Annotated in this window: 17 protein-coding genes and 1 pseudogene; 4 read left to right on the top strand and 14 right to left on the bottom strand. The window is 60.7% G+C overall.

Features of this window, described 5'->3' with window-relative positions; genetic code table 11:
- Window positions 1-415: 415 nt before the first annotated feature.
- From HMPREF2999_RS09360 to HMPREF2999_RS01600, 8 genes and pseudogenes are all read right to left on the bottom strand, one after another.
- A pseudogene (locus HMPREF2999_RS09360) lies at window positions 416-568 on the bottom strand (transposase); the annotation flags it as partial.
- Complete coding sequence (locus HMPREF2999_RS01625; RefSeq protein WP_070674765.1) at window positions 555-1,133, bottom strand: HD domain-containing protein; 579 nt, start codon at window positions 1,131-1,133, stop codon at window positions 555-557. The gene HMPREF2999_RS01625 and the pseudogene HMPREF2999_RS09360, both read right to left, overlap by 14 nt.
- A gap of 59 nt (window positions 1,134-1,192) precedes the next feature.
- Window positions 1,193-1,435: a hypothetical protein gene (locus tag HMPREF2999_RS09245; RefSeq protein WP_083315062.1), complete on the bottom strand. Its 243-nt coding sequence runs from the start codon at window positions 1,433-1,435 to the stop codon at window positions 1,193-1,195.
- Window positions 1,436-1,544: 109 nt separating this feature from the next.
- Complete coding sequence (locus HMPREF2999_RS01620) at window positions 1,545-2,174, bottom strand: Rv3654c family TadE-like protein (protein WP_070674762.1); 630 nt, start codon at window positions 2,172-2,174, stop codon at window positions 1,545-1,547.
- Window positions 2,161-2,694: a TadE family type IV pilus minor pilin gene (locus tag HMPREF2999_RS01615; RefSeq protein WP_070674759.1), complete on the bottom strand. Its 534-nt coding sequence runs from the start codon at window positions 2,692-2,694 to the stop codon at window positions 2,161-2,163. The genes HMPREF2999_RS01620 and HMPREF2999_RS01615 overlap by 14 nt, the downstream gene beginning before the upstream one ends.
- An 81-nt stretch (window positions 2,695-2,775) precedes the next feature.
- Window positions 2,776-3,447: a DUF4244 domain-containing protein gene (locus HMPREF2999_RS01610; RefSeq protein WP_070674756.1), complete on the bottom strand. Its 672-nt coding sequence runs from the start codon at window positions 3,445-3,447 to the stop codon at window positions 2,776-2,778.
- Between the two features lie 142 nt (window positions 3,448-3,589).
- A complete protein-coding gene (locus tag HMPREF2999_RS01605) occupies window positions 3,590-4,849 on the bottom strand; it encodes a type II secretion system F family protein (protein WP_070674753.1) in 1,260 nt (419 codons plus the stop codon).
- Window positions 4,850-4,891: 42 nt separating this feature from the next.
- On the bottom strand, window positions 4,892-6,478 hold the full coding sequence (locus tag HMPREF2999_RS01600) for a TadA family conjugal transfer-associated ATPase (RefSeq protein WP_070674899.1): 1,587 nt from the start codon (window positions 6,476-6,478) through the stop codon (window positions 4,892-4,894).
- A gap of 249 nt (window positions 6,479-6,727) precedes the next feature.
- Here HMPREF2999_RS01600 and HMPREF2999_RS01595 point away from each other — a divergent pair, with 249 nt between their 5' ends.
- A complete protein-coding gene (locus HMPREF2999_RS01595; RefSeq protein ID WP_070674750.1) occupies window positions 6,728-8,734 on the top strand; it encodes a bifunctional 3'-5' exonuclease/DNA polymerase in 2,007 nt (668 codons plus the stop codon).
- A 113-nt stretch (window positions 8,735-8,847) separates the two neighbouring features.
- On the opposite strand, the gene HMPREF2999_RS01590 is transcribed toward HMPREF2999_RS01595, so the two are convergent.
- Together HMPREF2999_RS01590 and nth are read right to left on the bottom strand one after the other, a co-directional pair.
- The gene (locus tag HMPREF2999_RS01590) at window positions 8,848-9,633 is read right to left on the bottom strand and encodes an NUDIX hydrolase (protein WP_070674747.1); all 786 of its coding nucleotides are present in this window, start codon (window positions 9,631-9,633) and stop codon (window positions 8,848-8,850) included.
- Window positions 9,634-9,678: 45 nt separating this feature from the next.
- Window positions 9,679-10,614: an endonuclease III gene (nth, locus tag HMPREF2999_RS01585; RefSeq protein WP_070674744.1), complete on the bottom strand. Its 936-nt coding sequence runs from the start codon at window positions 10,612-10,614 to the stop codon at window positions 9,679-9,681.
- Between the two features lie 147 nt (window positions 10,615-10,761).
- On the opposite strand from nth, the gene aroQ reads away from it, so the two are divergent.
- Window positions 10,762-11,202 (top strand): type II 3-dehydroquinate dehydratase, encoded by a 441-nt coding sequence (gene aroQ, locus HMPREF2999_RS01580; RefSeq protein WP_005504658.1) that lies wholly within the window; start codon window positions 10,762-10,764, stop codon window positions 11,200-11,202.
- 140 nt (window positions 11,203-11,342) lie between these two features.
- Here aroQ and HMPREF2999_RS01575 read toward each other — a convergent pair whose 3' ends face one another.
- On the bottom strand, window positions 11,343-12,521 hold the full coding sequence (locus tag HMPREF2999_RS01575) for a MarP family serine protease (RefSeq protein WP_070674741.1): 1,179 nt from the start codon (window positions 12,519-12,521) through the stop codon (window positions 11,343-11,345).
- A 487-nt stretch (window positions 12,522-13,008) separates the two neighbouring features.
- Here HMPREF2999_RS01575 and HMPREF2999_RS01570 point away from each other — a divergent pair, with 487 nt between their 5' ends.
- Entirely contained in the window at window positions 13,009-13,686 is a 678-nt protein-coding gene (locus HMPREF2999_RS01570) for a Crp/Fnr family transcriptional regulator (protein WP_005504653.1), read from the top strand.
- A gap of 146 nt (window positions 13,687-13,832) precedes the next feature.
- On the opposite strand, the gene HMPREF2999_RS01565 is transcribed toward HMPREF2999_RS01570, so the two are convergent.
- The 3 genes from HMPREF2999_RS01565 to HMPREF2999_RS01555 form a co-directional block, all read right to left on the bottom strand.
- Window positions 13,833-15,008 (bottom strand): NUDIX hydrolase, encoded by a 1,176-nt coding sequence (locus tag HMPREF2999_RS01565; RefSeq protein WP_070674738.1) that lies wholly within the window; start codon window positions 15,006-15,008, stop codon window positions 13,833-13,835.
- Complete coding sequence (locus tag HMPREF2999_RS01560; RefSeq protein ID WP_049338331.1) at window positions 15,001-15,483, bottom strand: RidA family protein; 483 nt, start codon at window positions 15,481-15,483, stop codon at window positions 15,001-15,003. Before HMPREF2999_RS01560 ends, HMPREF2999_RS01565 begins: the two co-directional genes overlap by 8 nt.
- Window positions 15,484-15,668: 185 nt before the next feature.
- Window positions 15,669-15,872, bottom strand: a complete 204-nt coding sequence (locus tag HMPREF2999_RS01555; RefSeq protein WP_005504647.1) for a DUF4177 domain-containing protein — start codon at window positions 15,870-15,872, stop codon at window positions 15,669-15,671.
- Between the two features lie 166 nt (window positions 15,873-16,038).
- Here HMPREF2999_RS01555 and HMPREF2999_RS01550 point away from each other — a divergent pair, with 166 nt between their 5' ends.
- Entirely contained in the window at window positions 16,039-18,183 is a 2,145-nt protein-coding gene (locus HMPREF2999_RS01550; RefSeq protein ID WP_070674735.1) for a transglycosylase domain-containing protein, read from the top strand.
- Window positions 18,184-18,223: the final 40 nt, after the last annotated feature.

Raw genomic sequence — 18,223 nt, 5'->3', positions numbered from 1 at the left:
GCAACCGCAACGAGCCGCTCAGCAAGCACGGCGCACGGGCGCTACTGCAGGCGATGCTGCGGAGCATAGCTGAGGCGTAGGTTACTGCAGGAGGCGCGGGGCAAACTGGGATGACAACTCCCGATGAGCGCAGATAGCCTAGTCGGCTGGGTTTTCTGGTGCAGGCGGGTTTTCTGACACAGGTGGATTCTCTGATTCTGCGGAGCTTTCTGGCTCGGCTGGGCTTTCTGATTCGGGAAGCTCGGGCACCGAGTCCCGCCCGACTCCCAGCTCTTCCTCCAGCTCGGCTACCTCACCTCCTACAACCTGCCCAGACTCCACGCAGCAAGCTACGACGGCGACACCCCCACCGGCGAACGCCGCTGAATCCGCGAACACGCCAACTTCATCCTCACCACCCCGGACATGCTCAACATGCGATATGAATACATTCTTTACTAACAGTTCCACGTCTTAATGACAGATAGGTTCCATCAAGGAATAAAACAGAGTAGCTAGCTTCTAAGATTCACTCATAAAAAGTAGCGACATTCTCCTGATTTGCTTTTGATATATTATAAATATAAGCCCTTTTCTACGCTTTTCTTAACCAGCTCTTCAGCCAGTTTCCATAACTCTTTAGATTCACCTTTTATAAATTTTTTCTTTTCTAATACCATATCTGAACTAATATTATCTGGATTATAATTTAATTCTGACACTTCTAAGTGATTTATTAGAGGTACCAATGCGTCAATGACTCTTGCATATCTTGCCTCAGCACTCTGCCCTTTTTCAAATTCCAACCAGGAATTTTTCATATTCAAATATTTTTCTTCTGGGAGGATGCTCATTGTCTTTTTTATAGATTCTAGCTCTCTATCATGAGAGTGAATCTTTCCTTTATCATCAAAAACCCAAGTATCTCCAGCATAAATCTCACCTAGATCATGAATCAGTAACATAGAAATGACCTTTTCCATATTCAATTTTTCAGGATAATAATCTTGAAGAACGATTGAAGCTATTGCGCACTGCCAAGAATGCTCGGCACTATTTTCAAATCTTCCATCAAGGGTTCTATTAAATCTTGTTACTGACTTTAATTTCTCTATTTCTTTAACAAAATTAACCGTATTATTCAAATTACCCATTGCTACTGCAACCTCCCTAATATTCGATTAATGTATTTAATAAATTGTGTTTACGCAACTTATTGCACACTACCTAAATACTTCTTTATCAAGAAATATATTTCTACCTTTTGCTCATCAGTTAATTCCACTTTTCTAAGTAAATCTACAATATCAAACAATCCGTCATTAGGCAGACATTCCCCTGCATTCTCAACCCCGGTACTAAATCCACCGCTAAGCCCGCCACTGAACCCGGCGCTAAAACCACCCAGGGCGATAGGCTCATCTGCGGCAACCGCAACGAGCCGCTCAGCAAGCACGGCGCCCGGGCGCTACTGCAGGCGATGCCACGGAGCATGGCGGAGGCGTAGGTTACTGCAGGAGGCGTAGGGCGAGCTGGGATGACAACTCCCGATAAGCGTAAATAGCCTAGTCAGTTAGGTTTTCTGGCTCGGCTGGGTTTTCTGATTCTGCGGAGCTTTCTGGTTCGGTTGGATTTTCTGGCTCAGGCGGGTTTTCTGGCTCAGGCGGGTTTTCTGATTCGGGAGAATCAAGCGCCGAGTCTTGCTCAGCTTCCAGCTCTTCCTCCAGCTCGGCTACCTCCGCCGGGCTCAGCTCCTCCGCGTCACCCACAGCGTGTTCTTCTTCGGGGTGCCCTCCTTCGGGATACTCAGCCCCGGCGCGGGCACGCACCCTCGCCGGGCCCAGCACACCCATGGGTCCTGCGACGGGGACGGCGACCGTCACATCCACCGTTTCGGGGCGGTCCGGGAACGTGCAGGATTCCAGCTGCGCGCCGTGACGTTCGGCAAGATCCGCCGCAACCGCGCACGGGTCGCCCCCGGTGAGCCCGCGGTAGGCATCCGCCGCCGCGAGCGCACTCAAATCGGCGGCTGCGGAAGCCCTGCGATTCGCAGAAACCACCCCGATGAGCCCGGCAATCACCACGGTCAGCACCAGCAGCGCGGCAATAATGGTGAGGGCGAGGACGGTGCCGCTACCCTCCTCGGGTTGCTCTTCCGCGGGACAGGCAATAACCACGCTTTTATTCACCATCATTGCCGGTGCTTTCTTCACTGTCAGCGCTTTCTTCACTGTCGGTGTTTTCTTGAGTGCCACCGCCGCCTTCAATACGGGCGTGAGCATCCGCCCGCAGTACCCAGCCGGTCGCCGAGCCAATCACACCGGGGGCGGGGCGGCTCACCCGCACGTACACCTGCCGGGCACGCCCCTCCCCCGCATCAACTGCGCTATCAGGAGAAACGGAAATCTGCACGCTCTGTGCCGGGTCGATGCGGTTGACGGCGGAGCGAATCTGCGCCTCGGAGTCCCCGCGGGCGGCGGCACGAGCTGCCGTTCGCGCGGACTCCTCCACCTTGAGCTGTGCAACCCCCGTGGAGGCGGCACCCAGGCAGAGGGCGAGCATCACCGTCACGGCGGGTAGGGCGACCGCAAATTCGGCGGTGATGACCCCCTCTTCTGCGGGGCTCTTATGCGGGGTTGAGAGTGCCGATTCCGTCCCGGTTTTCCCTGCGGGCCGAGCACGCCACCAAGCACCCAAATTCGCATGAGCGTTCATTCTTTATTCCTCCTTTCTGACCTGATTTTCTAGGGCTTACAACACCCAGAGTCAAACCCTATAGCGGGCTTTCCAAAGGCGCTAGAGTAGCCCCGTATTGCCCGCAATTGACAGGGCGTTACGCACAATATCCAGGAGCATGGAACGCACCTCATCGGACTTGAGAATCAGCACCAGCAGGCCCGCAAAACCGACCGCCGCAAGCATCACAATGCCGTACTCCGCGGTGGAGGCACCCTCCTCCGGATCACCCGCGGGGGCGTACTCAGCGGGTGCCTTTTCATCGCCTTCAGCGGGCACATATTCGGCGCAGCCGGGCGCGTGCTCACCCAGGCTGCGGCAGGTGGCGCCGCATTCGTCCAGGGTGCAACCCTCGGCGAGCGCGCGGGCAATGGTCAGCGCCTGCTCCGGGCTCAGGCGGTCCGTGTTCATATCAATCTCCATTTCGTGAGGGTCAATCCTGGGGCCGGCGTGCTTCTGCTCAGCGCCGGGGGAAAGTTCAGCGTCGCTGAAGAACTCGGTATCAGTGAAGAGCTCGGGGCATTCTTCACGCAGCTGCTTCATGGTGGTTGCGATGGCAACGGACAGCGGCACGGGGCCCAGAATGGTCTGCGCTTCTGCACCGGGTGCGGCGGGCTGAATTTTGTTCGGAATGCCACCCGGAGCACCGACCGGGGCATTGACCGGAGCGCCGACCGAAATATCGGCAGTGTGCAGGTCGTGGCGGATTGCTTCGCAGAGGGTGTTCGTCATTGGTTTTCCTTTCGTTGTGCCCTGAACATTCGGGGCGGGGTGGGTGCTCATCCGCGTTCGTTGCAGATGGGCGAGGGTCTAAAGCGAAGGTTTAAACTTTTCAGCATTTCAGCTAGTCGACAGCGCTTATGGGCACGGTTCTTTAGCCGGTCAGCGTGGGTAGTAGCGAAATGAGGATGGGCACAATGCCCAGGCAGATAAAGGCGGGCAGCGAGCATAGCCCGAGGGGCACCACGAGCGCTACGGAGAGCTTTCCGGCGGCGCGTTCTGCCGCGCGGCGTTCGCTGAGGCGGTGCGCGTCGGCTAGGGAGAGCAGCAGTGCAGTGCTGGGTGCGCCGCCCGTGTAGGCGGGGGCGAGTGCATCCCGCAACTCACCGAAGGTTCCCGCCGCGGAGCCCGACCAGGCGCTCCCCCAGCCGCTGCCCATCTGCAGGCGCTGGCAGACCGTGTGTAGCGGTCGACTATTGAGCGCCTCGGCGAGGGTGCCCAGTGCGGCGAGCGGTGCGAGCCCGGCGCGTAGTTGCGCGGCGAGCAGTTCCAGCACGAGGGCAGTATCAACAGGCGGCACGTTCGAGGCTTGTTCGACTCCATTACTTGCCGCGCTCTCTACCTCAGCCCGATGCACGAGCGCGGCGGTCCAGCGGCGCCCGGCGAAGGCGAGCCCCAGTCCGAGCAAACCGGTGAGCGCCCCGAGAATGGAGCCGGTCAGCACGCCCACGGGGTCGCTTCCCATGAGCACCCCCAAGCCGAGGCCGAGCAACGGTAGCCAGGAGAGAATCCTGCCGGTGGCGCGCGGTGCGGCGAGGGCGCTCTGCCTACCCAGGAGCGCGTCGATGCGTTCTTCGGCGTGTTCGGCGGCGCGTTCCAGGCTCGTGGCGAGCGGCGCACCGGCGCTCTCGCTCATGCGCAGGCTCAGCTGCAGGTCGTGCAGGCGCTCGCGGCTGTGCGGGCGCATCCGGGTGCTATTTTCGAGCAGTTGGGCGCAGGCGAGGTGCGCGGGGGCACCCCAGGAGGTGACCGTGGCGAGCGCCTGCGTGAAGCGGCGGATATCTTCGGCGCACCGCTTGTGCCCGTAGTCTTCGGAAAGGGGCGAGAGGCCTCGTGTACGTAGAGCCCGGGCGTTTTTCCTGGCGCTTTTCCGAGAGCTATTCTTCACGCGCGTTTTCCCCGTACCCGGCACCGGCTCGCCCTCCCCGAACTGCCCGGAGCCCGGGTCGGTGTGCACCGCCTCCTGCAGGGGAATGCCGGCGCGTAGATTCAGGGCAAGAGTGCGTAGCATGAGTGGCCACATGCGCATTTCCTCGGCACTGGCTGCTCCGGCAATGCGCCCAGCTAGGCGCTCAGCCCAGCATTCAGTCCAGCGTTCGTGAAGGCTTCCGTTGCTCTTCTCGTTCTGCTTCATTGCTTCCTCCTTTCACGTTTTCTGATTCCCCCATTTCGGGGGCTAGTACCCAACTTCAGAGCCAGTAGAGATACGCCTGACCTGCAGGTACTCTTCGCTCCCCTCAACTGCGGGGTGCAGGCTGTAAATACCCTCGATGCGGCGGCGACCATCCCGGTGTTCCAGGTGGATAATGCGTTCAAAAGCCGTCGCCGTATGTAGAGCGACCGTTCTACTATCCAGTCCGGCGAGCGCACCCAGGGCGCACAAACGCAGGGGCACCGCCTGCGCGCTATTGGCGTGCAGGGTCGTTCCAGCACCGCGGTGACCGGTGTTCATGGCGGTCAGCAGGTGCACCACCTCCGCGCCGCGGCACTCACCGACCACGAGCCGATCCGGGCCCATGCGTAGCGCCTGCACAATGAGCTCACCCAACCCGATTTCGCCGGCCCCCTCGGAGTTGGCGGCGCGGGTTTTGAGGGCAATAACCTGCTCATGCTGCGGCGCAAGTTCCGGGGTGTCTTCGAGCAAAATGAGGCGCTCCTGCGGCGTGCACAGCCCCAGCAGGGCATTGAGCAGGGTGGTTTTGCCAGTGCCGGTGCCCCCGCTAATGAGGAATCCGCGGCGTTCGGCAATCATGCGGCGCAGGTAGGCGGCGGTCGCCTCATCGCACAGCCCCGCGGCCTGCAGCTGCGCCAGGGTGGGGCGCTCGCGGGCGGGTAGGCGCACGGAGAGCCGGGTGCGTTCGCTCAGCGGCGGGATAATCGCGTGGATGCGCTTGCCGTGCTCGTCGCTGATGTCAGCCGCCGGATGCGCGGCATCCAGCTGCCCGCCGTGCCTGCGGATGAGCCGCTCGGCAAGGTCACGCACGCGCCGCTCATTGCCGAGGCTCAGCGCCACGGGGCGGGCGGTTCCGTTGATGCCCACCCAGATATCGCAGGGCGAGTTCACGTAGATATCGGTGATGGTTCCGGCGCGTTGCCCCTCGTCAAGGAGCAGGTCGAGGGCGCCGAGGCCGTAGAGTTCCGCGGCGAGGTAGCGCAGCGCGGTCTGCCGGTTGACGGGCACGTATTCCACGCTGGGGTAGCTCCAGGAGGCGGGCGCGGAGTGCACCGTTTTGGCGCGAAATTTTCGGGGCTTCATCACATTAGTTCCGTCTGCGCCCGTTCCTTCTGCATTCGTGTTCCCCAGGTGTCCGCCGTCGATGGTGCAGATTGCCTCGTCCACGGCGTTTTCGAGAATCTCGCGGAGAGGCTGGGATTCTTGGAGTAACCCACCGCCCGCGGCACTCGCAGCGTTTGCACTGCCCGCGGCAACCACGCCCTCTGCGGGCGGCCGCTCCCCTGCCTTCTCGACCGTCTTCTCAACCCCGGCGCTGAATCCAGCACTGAAACCGCCGCTAAAACCACCCAGGGCGATAGCACTCATCTGCGGCGAGCGCAGAATCAGTTCGCGGGCGTGCAGGGCGACGGCACGGGCGCGATAGTCTTCGGGGATGAGCAGGGCGGGTAGCGAGTGCGTGCGGGTGTTCTGGACACCCGTATTCTGTGCGCCCGGCTGATTCGCGCCCTGTGCGGCACGCGGCGAGCAACCGTTGGGGCCGCCGGGATTGTCGGCAGGGTGCCCGGCAGGATTGCTGGAGGGATTCATAGCGGGGTTCATGACTCTAGGAGAGCATTGCGCCCGCCCTAAATTTTTAAGAGAATGAGCGTTCTGTGGATAACTCCTCGCGTACCCCGAAATATCCGCGATGCACGCACTTCAAACGAACAAAACGCACGCATCCGGCGCTTTTATGACAAACCGGGGCGCATTCAGCCCTCCCCTGCCTCTTCCGCAAACCGCCCGCCCGCGACCACAAACCACGCGCCTTCGCACCCGGTCACCGATAATGGAAGAATGTACGTTCTGCTCAGTCCTGCCACCGGCGCGGGTATTACCGCCCAGACCGGCACCTCCGCGCACCCGGTCACCTCGGCTATTGCCGCGGGTGCGTCCCCGCGCGGTGCTCAACCGGTGACCTCGTGGGGTGCTTTTCATTTTTCGGCGCCGACCGCTGAACAGTTGCAGGACCCGACCTTTATTCCGCGGATTACGCGGGCGGATCGGGTGAGTGCGGCGAATCTTCCGGCGTATGTGCGAGAGGTGGAGCGGCAGGCGGCAGATTCGGCGCAGGCGCGTTTTCCCCGCTGGATTTGGGCTGATACCCGCCACGTTGACCCGCTGCTTCTGCGCCGCGGGGTGCGGGTGCATCTGTGCCATGATTTGCGTCTGGTGCAGCGAATTTTGACGACTGCCGCTACGCATCCGAGCGGTTTTGTGGAGTACAGCCCGGTGCTGGATCTTTCTGATGTGCGTGAGGCGGCCGAGCCTCAGGGGTATCTGCCGGTGGCGCGGCAGGTTCAGGGTCAGGAGGAGCTGTTCGGCACTGATTTTTTGAGTGCCCCCGCCACCTCTTCCGCTACACATGCCGGTTCTCCTGCTGATTCCTCCCCCGATTTCCTTGAGGCGGCGCCTCATGAGCCTTTTGCCCCGCAGTTGGCGGCGGGCCCGGTGACTCTGCTGCCGGAGCATCCGGTGGTGCGCGTGCTGATGCGTGAATGGCTGGCGCAGGCGCGCGCTATTAGCGAGTCAAGGCACCCGGAGCGGCTGCGTCTTTTGGCGGCGGCTGAGTCTGCCGGTGCGTTGGTGGCGGCTGAGATTGGTTATTACGGCATCCCGTTTAATGTGCAGGCGCATCATGAGCATCTGTGCGAGTTGTTGGGTCCGCGTCCGGTGCCCGGGGAGCGTCCACAGAAGATGCAGGAGTTGGCGGAGCAGATTCAGCGCATGCTGTTTATGCCGTCGTTGAACCCGGATTCGCCGCAAGATCTTTTGCGTGCTCTGCAGTCTGCGGGGGTTTCGGTGAAGTCTACGCGTTCGTGGGAGTTGAAGAGTTGGGCGGAAGCGATTCCGGCTCAGCGGCAGAAGCGTTGGGCGCTGATTGACCCGATTTTGCGCTATAAGAAGCTGTACCGTATTTGGACTGCTAACGGCTGGACGTGGGCTGATACGTGGGTTTCTGAGGGCGCATTCCGCCCGCATCTTGAGGTGGGTGGCGCCGCGACGGGGCGCTGGGGTGCTTCCGGCGGTGGTGCGTTGCAACTGCCTGCGGAGATTCGTCAGGCGGTGCAGGCGCCGGAGGGTCAGGTGCTGACGGTGACGGACGGCTCGCAGATTGAACCGCGTATTCTGGCGGCGTTGAGCCGTGATGAGGCGCTCGCTTCGGCGGGTCGTGGCGCTGACCTGTATGCGGGTATTGCCGAGCTGGCGCGCATGAAGGGTGTGGGTTTGACGGAGCGTTCCCACGCGAAGGTGGGCATGCTGGCGATTATGTATGGCGGCCGCAGCGGTGAGATTGGCGCCCTGTTGCCGCATGTGGCGGCGCTTTTTCCGCAGGCGATGGACTTTACGGAGCGTGCCGCGCGCATTGGTGAGGCGGGCGGTCAGGTGACGACTTTTTTGGGTCGTACCTCCCCGCCGGTGGATGAGCGTTTCCGTGAGATTGTGGCCGATCGGTCGTCGCCGGCGGCTGAGTCGCGTGCCGTATCGACGGCGCGTGCGCACGGCCGCATGACCCGCAATTTTATTGTTCAGGGTACGGCTGCGGAGTGGGCTCTGTGTTGGATGGGCGCGGTGCGTTCTCGTCTGCTGTCTGAGCGGATTTTTGGTATGCCGATGCGCACCCGCATTGTGTATTTTTTGCACGATGAGCTTCTGCTGTGCGGTCCTGAGCTGGAGGCGGATCGCGTGGAGCGTATTGTACGTGAGGGTGCTGCGGAGGCGGCGCGTCTGCTCTTCGGTCGGGTGCCGGTTGATTTTCCGGTGTCGGTGGCGCGGGTGCACAACTACGCAGACGGTAAATAATCTGCGGGCGAATAAAGGCAAAAATAGGGGCGGCGGGTAGCTTCGTTCAAGCTACCTGCCGCCCCTATCTACACCTCGTATCTGCAAGTCAGGGACTTATTCCGCAAGAGTCTTTATTCTTCGTAGCCGGGTGCCGGGCGCATCTTTTTCTTGTCCCAGGGCACGGTCCAGCCGAGCGAGTCAAAGATTCGGTCGAGCAGAATCGCGGTGAACCCCCAGACGGTGAATTCTTCGCCGCCGGGCATGCGTACCTCGAAGGCGGGGGTGCGGTGTGAGGTGCGGCCGCGTTTGACGTAGGCGGTGTGCCGGTTGGCGGGGTTGAGCAGGTCGCGCACGGGTACGCGGGCGATGAGCGCGGACTCGTTGTGGTCGACGACTTCGACGGGCACGGGGCTGTTCCACCAGCCGATGACGGGGGTGACCATGAAGTTACTGATGGGTAGCGGCAGGGTGTGCAGCTGGCCGAGGATCTGCACGCCGGCGGGGTCGAGCCCGGTTTCTTCGACCGCCTCACGCAGGGCGGCGATGTGGGCGACGGGTTCGCCGGTGGTTTCGGCAAGCGCGTAGTCTTCGGGGTCGATTTTGCCGCCGGGAAAGGCGGGCTGACCGGCGTGTGAGCGCAGGGTTGCGGCACGTACGAGGAGCAGTACATCCAGGTCGGCGCTGACGTTGTCGGGGCAGCCGTCAAATTCGCCGGTGGAGGGCGAGTTATCGAGCACGCCGAAGAGAATCAGCACGGCGGCTTCTTTGCTCAGGGGGCTGGCGGGTGCGCTGCGCAGCAGGGCTTGGACGTCGAATTCCACGCCGCCCTCTGCGAGAGCCGCCAGTGCCTGCTGGGCGGGGTGCTGTGCATCCAGCCCTGCCTGTTCGGGTTGTAGCGACTGCTCGGGTGCGCTCATCTGTGTACCTCTCTTCTGCGCGGCCGCATTCCGGTTCAGGTGCCGTTAGGCGCTGAGCGGGTAGCCTTCTGCCATGAGTTCGCGGCGGGTTGCGCCCTGCAGGAATCGCAGGTGCAGGTCTTCTCGGCCGGGTGCCATTTCGTATTTCATGAGTTTACGTGCTGCTTGTTCGTTCGTCTCCCCGGCGCCATAGGACGGGCAGAGGTCGGCGACGGGGCATACGCCGCAGGCGGGCTTTTTGGCGTGGCAGATGCGGCGGCCGTGGTAGACCATGCGGTGTGAGAAGAGCGTCCAGTCTTTGCGTTCGATGAGTTCGGCGACGTCTTTTTCGACCGTCTCGGGGGCGTCTGCGGTGGTGAATCCCATGCGGCGGGCGAGGCGGCCGAAGTGGGTGTCTACGGTCAGTCCGGGCACGTCAAAGGCGTTTCCGAGGACCACGTTCGCGGTTTTGCGACCGACACCGGCGAGTTCTACGAGCTCTTCGAGGGTTGAGGGAACCTGCCCGTTGTGGCGTTCTACGAGCTGCTGGGAGAGGGTGACGATGGAGCGTGCCTTGGCGCGGTAGAAGCCGAGGGACTGAATGTAGGGTTCGACCTCTTCGGTACGTGCGGAGGCGAGCGCGGCGGCGTCCGGGTAGCGTGCGAAGAGTGCACCGGTGACGGAGTTGACGCGCACGTCAGTGGTTTGTGCCGAGAGCACGGTGGCGATGAGTAGCTCGAAGGGGTTGTCAAAGTCGAGTTCTGCAACGGCGTAGGGGTAGGTTTCGCCGAGGATGCGGTTAATCTTTCGGGCGCGGCGCACGGTGGCGAGGTGGCTTTCGGGTGCACGTGCGTTGAGGCGGCGTGCGGCGGCTGCAGCTTTGAATTCGGGGACGAATCGGATTTGTAGGAGCGCTTCGGTGTTCTCTGCCGCAGTGTTCTCAGCCGTGCTGTTTTCTGCCGCGGTGTTCTCTACTTCGGTGCGGGTGGCGTTCTCGGTCATAGCGCGAGGGTACCGGGCTTGGGTGTGTGGGCGGTAGCGAGGTTCACCGTACTTGGCTCGCTTCTCATCATTTTCTGTGTCTCATCTTTTTTGGGCAGTTCGCGCCAGCTAGCGCTCAGCGGGCGCTCACTGTGCCACACTGGTTTTATGTCAGATACGATTTTTGTGCTTAATGGACCGAATTTGAACCTGCTTGGGCAGCGCCGCCCCGAGGTGTACGGCTACACCACTCTGCACGATATTGAGCGTATGGTGCGTGAGCGCGCGGCGGATCATGGTTTTGATGTTGAGTTTATGCAGTCGAATCATGAGGGTGCACTGGTGGATGAGATTCAGCGTGCTCGTACTCGTGGCGCGGCGATTATTATCAACCCGGCGGCGTACACCCACACGTCGGTGGCGCTGCATGATGCACTGGAGGCGGCTGAGCTTCCGGTGGTTGAGGTGCATCTGTCGAATGTGCATCGTCGTGAGCAGTTCCGTCATCATTCGTTTGTGTCGCCGCAGGCTACCGCGGTGATTGCCGGTGCGGGTGCGTACGGCTATGTCATGGCGGTTGATTTCCTGGCACAGCACCTGGCGGAATAACAGCGCAGCATCTCGCTGAATAGCGCAGCCCAGCGCCTGGCGGAATAGCCCAGCACTGCCTCCGTTCGTTAAATAGTTCAGGCTCCCGTTCCTCATGTGAGGGGGGGGAGCCTGAACTTTTATCGCTATTTAGCGGCTAGTTACTTGCGGCAGGTGCCGGTGGAGACTGCGGCGGTGTTGTCGCCGCCTTCGGCCAGTGCCTGCTTGAGGGTGCTTGCGGTGATGGCGTAGCCGGTCTGGCCGGTGGTTGCCCTACCGAAGATCACGCCGACCACGTTGCCGTTTTCGTCGAGGACGGGGCCGCCGGAGTTGCCGTGCTGCACGTCGGCTGCCAGTTGGTAGACCTGGCGCATGGCGTTGGCGCGGCCGGTGTCGGCATCGATGGTTTGGGTGTTGCCGATGCCCTGCACGGTGGCGGGCAGTGCCTTGAACGGGCCGCCCTTGGGGTAGCCCATGAAGGTTACAAGGCTACCTGCGGTGGCGTTGGTGCCGATGGTCAGCGGTTCGAGCGGCAGCTTGGGAACGCTGATGAAGGCGAGGTCCTGTTCGGTGTCCATGTAGACGACGGTGCCGGGCCAGGTGCGGCCGCGGGAGTCCTGTACGACCGGGGAGGTCACGCCGGCGACCACGTGGGCGTTGGTGACGACCAGGCCGTTGTCCGCTACGAAGCCGGAGCCGGTGGAGGTGTAGCCGCACTGCTCTGCGGCGCCCAGAATCTCAACCACGGAGGCTGCCGCTTGGTCCAGTGCCGCGGATTCTACCGTCTCGGTGGGGGCGCTGGTTTCGGGGGCGATGAGCTGGCTGACTTCCGGAATGGTTCCGAAGGCGAGCACGTCATTGCGTACCGTGTTGATGCGGTCCTTGACGACCTCGGGGGTGGAGGCGACCATCCAGGAGAGGGTCTTGGAGTCGCTGAGCGCAGTGTTGAGCTGCGGGATGGGTACGGTGCGCATGGAGATGGTCAGCACGACCATGACCAGGGCGCAGGCGGCGAGGTTCAGCACGCCGCCGAAGAAGCGTTCTACGCCCTTGAGCGGGGTGATGTCGGTGACGCGGCGGATGGTGCGTCCAGCAACGAGGCCGAGCCACTGTCCGATGGTCAGGCAGATGACGAGCACACCGACGGCGGTAATGAGGCTCCACTGGGTTCCTACGGATGCCACGGCAAGGGGTACGAGCCAGGCTGCGGCGCAGACGCCCAGACCCAGGCCGAGGAAGGTTCCGAGGGTGGTGAAGAATCCGCTGCGGACTCCGGCGAGGAAGTAGAGCAGCAGAATGATGGGGATAGCAATATCAAGCAGGTTGATGCCAGTCGTCACGACTAATTGCCTCCTTGGTGGGTAGAAATGGTCACGGTGTGCCCATGTGGTTGGTGCGGGCTGTGCCCGGTGAGTGTGGCGGCGCGTTAACACCCAGTGGTGGGTGCGGCGGGCTTGTGTTCCCGGGGTTTTTGGGCTCGGGTTTCTGCCTCGTCGCATCGTACCGTGTGTGGAGGCGGTGCGCCTCCTGGCCATGAGGGTGTCTGCGTGCTTGGTACCGAAAAAAGTACACACCTGAATGCCTGATATTAGGTGGTGAACCTGTGGGGAAGCTTTGAATTTTCTCGGAAGAAATAACTTTTGCTGTAAAGCTCGCCCTATCGGAATGCACAAACAGCTTTTTTAGGGTACGCTCATATCAGTTGAATATGTCACACTAGCTTGAGCCTTCTCACATTTCAGATGTTGAGACACATGGCACCGGTTCGGGCTCACTCACTGAACATTTACGAGTTTCGGCTCATCACCTCATATCTAGGAGAACTTTATGGATCTCGAGATCCTCCGTCGTACCCCTCTCTTTGCTAACCTCGACGACGCAGCTTTCGCTCTGCTGACCGATGACATTCAGGAGATTGACCTCTCCCGCAACGCTGTCCTTTTCTACGAGGGTGACCAGGACGACCAGCTCTTCGCTGTGCTCTCCGGTAAGGTCAAGCTGGGTCGTACCGCCGCTGACGGCCGCGAGAACATGGTCGCGATTATGGGTCCCGGTGATGTTTTCGGCGAGATGGCTCTCTTCGACCCCTCGCCCCGTTCGACCAACGCTGTGGCTGTTTCTGAGACCCGCTTGGCTGCCATCAAGCACGAGTCCTTCAAGCGCGCACAGCAGCTGGATCCCTCGATTTCCGATCAGGTCATTAAGACTCTGGCTCGCCGCCTGCGCCACGCTAACGAGGCACTGGCTGACCTGGTCTTCTCCGACGTTCCCGGCCGCCTCGCTAAGGCACTGCTGGACCTGGCTGACCGCTTCGGCCGCCCCGCAACCGACGGCGTGCTCGTTGCTCACGAGCTGACTCAGGAAGAGCTGGCACAGCTGGTTGGCGCATCCCGCGAGACCGTGAACAAGGCTCTTGCCGAGTTCGTTTCTCGCGGCTGGATCCGCCTGGAGGCACGCGCAGTTGTCATTCTGGACCTGCCCCGCCTGCGCCAGCGTTCCCGCTAAGGTCTCTTTGAGTTAGGGCATTCTAGGATGCCCTCGCTAAAAGACGCACGACTTAAATAAATCAGGAGCCATTTCCCTCTGCATGGGGAAATGGCTCCTGATTTCTTTAACGCTTCATCTCGAAAGCAAGTGTAGGCGGCAGCTCGCTAGAGCACGCCCGTTGCGCCGGTGTAGATGGAACCGGTGGTAGCCGGAACCACCTCGGTGAAGGAGAGCATGCACGCACCGTTGTGGGTCACGAGCACGGGCTTCTTCACCTCAATATTGCGGCGCTTGGACAGCCAGGCCACGGAAGTCTGTGCCTTTGCCAGGGATTCGAGCATGCACATCACGCCGGGGGTAATGAGCTGGTCGAGGGTACGGCCCACCGTGTTGGGCTGGCCGATGCGGTCACCGAGTTCGCTGGTGTCCTTAGCTTCGAGCAGTTCACGCACGTTCAGCCAGTCGCCCCACACGCCCTTACCGAGCAGCAGCTTCGGGTCCTGACCCACAGGCAGAGCCGTGGTGAAGTAGGCGATATCGTAGCGCTTGAGGAAGAAGTCCGGGGACTGCCAACGCGCGACCGGGCGCAGCAGGTCGGCGCGCACGCTCAAACCGCTGGAGGTCAAGAAGTTAGAGAAGCTCTTGTCCTGCTCAGCAACCGCTTCACGCCACGCCATGAGCTCGGGGGTGCTGGAGCGCTCCACCACGTCCTGATCATCCTCGCCAGCGAGCAGAATGCCGGTCTCTTCAAAGGATTCACGCACGGCAGCCATGACGCTGCGGCGTGCCTGAGCAATATCGGAGAAGTGGAACTGCTCTTCCCAGTATTCGGCACCGGGGCCGATCCAGGATGCAGACTCATCATCACCGGGAAGAGCCGTGCCGCCGGGGAATGCGACCACGCCCAGAGGAGAGGTGCCGGGGCGGTAGGTCAGAATCGTTTCGAGGCCGTTGTCGCCGTCGCGCACAAAAATGACGGATGCCGCCTGGCGCATCGTGCAGCCGGTCGCACCTTCGTTACCGCCTTCACGCCAACTTTCGGCTGCGGTGCGCATGAACTCGGGAATCGTGTAGAGACGCTGGATGCAGGAGGTTCGCGGGTTAGCCGCAGACTGGCGGCCGGTAAACATGCGGGGGCGTTCCACGCCTTCAGCCGGGGTGGGGGTGCCGAAGCGGCGTTCCTGCACCGGCTGGGGTAGAGTCTTGATATCCTGCGATTCGCCGGATCCGTGACCGTCGATACCGTTCACCGTCTTTTGGGTGCCACTTTGTGCTGCCCGCTGAGCCTGGGCAGCACGAATAGCAGACAGCGGCAGCGCGCCGGTGTACAGATTAGACATATTCAACAATGATCTCGACCTCTACGGGCGAGTCCAGGGGAAGAACGGGAACACCCACGGCGGAGCGGGCATGCTGGCCTGCCTCGCCGAAGATTTCGCCGAGCAGTTCGGAGGCGCCGTTAATGACGGCGGGCTGAGCGGTGAAGTTCACCTCGGATGCCACGAAGCCAACAACCTTCACCACGCGCTGCACGCGGTCCAGGTCGCCAATAACGGACTTGACTGCTGCCAGAGCATTGAGCAGGCAGATACCCGCGTACTTCTTCGCGTCCTCGGGGGTCACGAAGCCTTCAGCGCCGGAGTCGGAAACCTTACCGGTTTCGGGCAGGGCACCGTCGACGAAGGGCAGCTGACCGGAGGTGTACACGTAGGAGCCGGAAGTAACAGCCGGAACGTAGGCTGCAACGGGGGCGGGTGCTACGGGCAGTTCGTAACCGAGTTCGCGGATACGTGCTTCAATACGGGATTCAGTCATGATTACTCCAGAAGGATGGCGGGTGCTGGCACCCAAACGGTGATAGGGGAAATGCCGTAAACCTAAACGCTACTGATATTCAGGCAGCTGTTAAATGGCTAACCGGCGGTCTTCCTCATCTATTCCCGCGCTCCCCTAGTTATAGGAGGGCCGGGATAGCGAGGTGACCGCCGGGTACGTTGCTCTTAGTCAGCCTTCTCGCGCTTAAAGTAGGCGATGGGGTTGCCCTGAGTCGGAGCGACCATGTTCGACGCGGGGGTTGCACCAGCAGGTGCGGATGCGCCGGGCAGAACAGTTACGAGCTCCCAGCCGTCTTCACCCCAGTTATCGAGGATTGCCTTGGTCGTGTGAATCATTAGCGGTACAGTTGCGTATTCCCATTTCTTCATACCCTCTAGCCTAGCTTTCAGGGTCGAATAAGTAAAAGGGATTTACTATGGTTTCGGTCAATGTCCGGCGCTTTTGGGGGCTTTATTCTCAGCGCTGAGGCGCCCACCTCCCTGTGGGGTGCCGAACCGGACTTCCTCTCACAGCTTCATGGGATAAACTGAATGAATGGCTTCATCTAAGAAAACCCGTGCGCGTCGCCGCCCGGGAGATTTTTTGCAGTTCCTCGCGTTCAGCGTGATTGCCGGTTTCCTTGCGGCAATTATTGTCGTACCCCCTGCCGTGAGCTTGGGTATGGTCACGAACGCGTCGATGTCATGGTTCCAGGACCTTCCTGACGACATTGCCGATGGCATCTCCTCCCGTCCTTCTACTATTTACGCTGCTGACGGCAAGACCGAAATCGCGACCTTCTTCGAAGAGAACCGTGAACCGGTCAAGCTGGATCAGATTTCTCAGCACATGAAGAACGCTATCGTCTCGGTGGAGGACCGTGACTTCTACAATCACGGTGCTGTCTCCGCTATCGGTATTGGTCGTGCGTTTCTGAACAACATCATTAACTCCAACAGCGGTCGCCGCCAGGGTGCATCTACCCTGACCCAGCAGTACGTTAACAACCTCATTGTTGACTCCGCTGTGGCTCGCGGTGAGGACGCTACCGCAACCCTGAACGGTAACAAGACCTACGCCGCAAAGATTCGCGAGATGAAGCTTGCGATCTCTATGGAGCAGAACAAGTCCAAGGACGAGATCCTTGAAGGCTACCTGAACATCGTGAACCTGGGTGGTTCGAACTACGGTGTTGAGGCTGCTGCACAGTACTACTGGGGTATTTCCGCTAAGGACCTGAACGTGGCTCAGTCCGCGCTTCTGGCCGGTCTGGTGCAGGCACCGAACGTGTACGATCCGACCGTGAACCCCGAGCTCGCCCGTGAACGCCGCGACATCGTTCTGGGCACTATGCTCCGCGACGGCAAGATTTCCGACAAGGAATACAGCGACGCCATCGCCAGCGACATTAAGCTCAACGTCCACACCAAGTCCCAGGGTTGCTCCCTGGCAGGCGACAAGGCGTTCTTCTGCCGTTATGTGGTCAACTACCTGCTGCAGGATGAGTCCCTCGGCGCAACCGCTGAGCTGCGTAACACCGCCATCAAGCGTGGCGGCCTGAAGGTGATCACCACCCTGAACCCCGAGGCTCAGACCGCGGCAAAGCAGGCTGTGGACTCCACCCAGCCGGCAGCAACCAACTGGAACGACGTGAACTCCGCGCTGACCAGTGTTGAGCCCGGCACCGGCCGCGTCATCGCGATGGCACAGAACACCGAGCTCGGCACCCCGGCTGACGCAAACGACCACTCCAAGACCGAGTACAACTACAACGTTGATAGCGCCTACGGTGGTACCCGCGGCTTCCAGCCCGGTTCGACGTTCAAACCGATTATTCTGGCTCAGTGGCTCATCAGCGGCCGCGGCGCTAACGCTACCGTGAACGGTACCCAGCTGTTCTGGCCCACCAGCTTCGGTTGGAAAGCCAAGTGCTACGACGGCGGTAAGTACTACTACACCGGTCAGCCGAACGGCTGGTCCTACAAGAACGCAGTCAACGGCGGCCTAGGCTACAACACCGCGGCGTATGGTATTCGCAAGTCGTTTAACTCGTACCTGTTCGGCATGCTCTCCCAGATTGACCTGTGCGATGTGCACGACCTGTCCATCAAGATGCACGCCCTGGACGGTACCGGCGAACCGCTGCACAGCATCCCCAACCTGAGTACCAACATTGGTGGTACCAAGTACGGTATCTCCCCGCTGACCAGCGCATCCATGTACGCTATCTTCGCTTCCGAGGGTAAGTACTGCACCCCGCGCCCGATTGAGAAGATCACCAAGACTGACGGCGAGACTCTCAAGGAATACCAGAACCAGTGTGAGCAGGTTCTGGATCCGGACATCGCGAACGGTGTCAGCTGGGTTCTGAAGGGTGTTATCCAGCCCGGCGGTTCCGCTTCTCAGCGCGGTATTGGTCTGCCGAACGGTTCGGCTGCGAAGACCGGTACGAACGATAACTCCTCCCAGACCTGGCAGGTTGGCTACACTCGTGGCCTGTCCACCGCGTCTTGGGTTGGTTCTAACAACCTCGGCTTCCGTTCCCTGAACGGTTTGGGTATTAACGGTCGAGTCCTCGAGTACGTCGATGGTGGAAACTACGCGGGTGAACAGTGGCAGTCGTTCATGAAGACGATCGCACCGAAGTACAACACGAAGGACTTCACCACCCCCAGCGATAAGATTCTGTCGTACAGCTAGAATCACAGCTCATCAGCTGAAGCCTGAAAGGCGATTGATA

The sequence above is a fragment of the Rothia sp. HMSC066H02 genome (genome assembly GCF_001814995.1).
GTDB lineage: Bacteria > Actinomycetota > Actinomycetes > Actinomycetales > Micrococcaceae > Rothia > Rothia mucilaginosa.
This window is presented reverse-complemented; position numbering and strand designations above follow the sequence as displayed.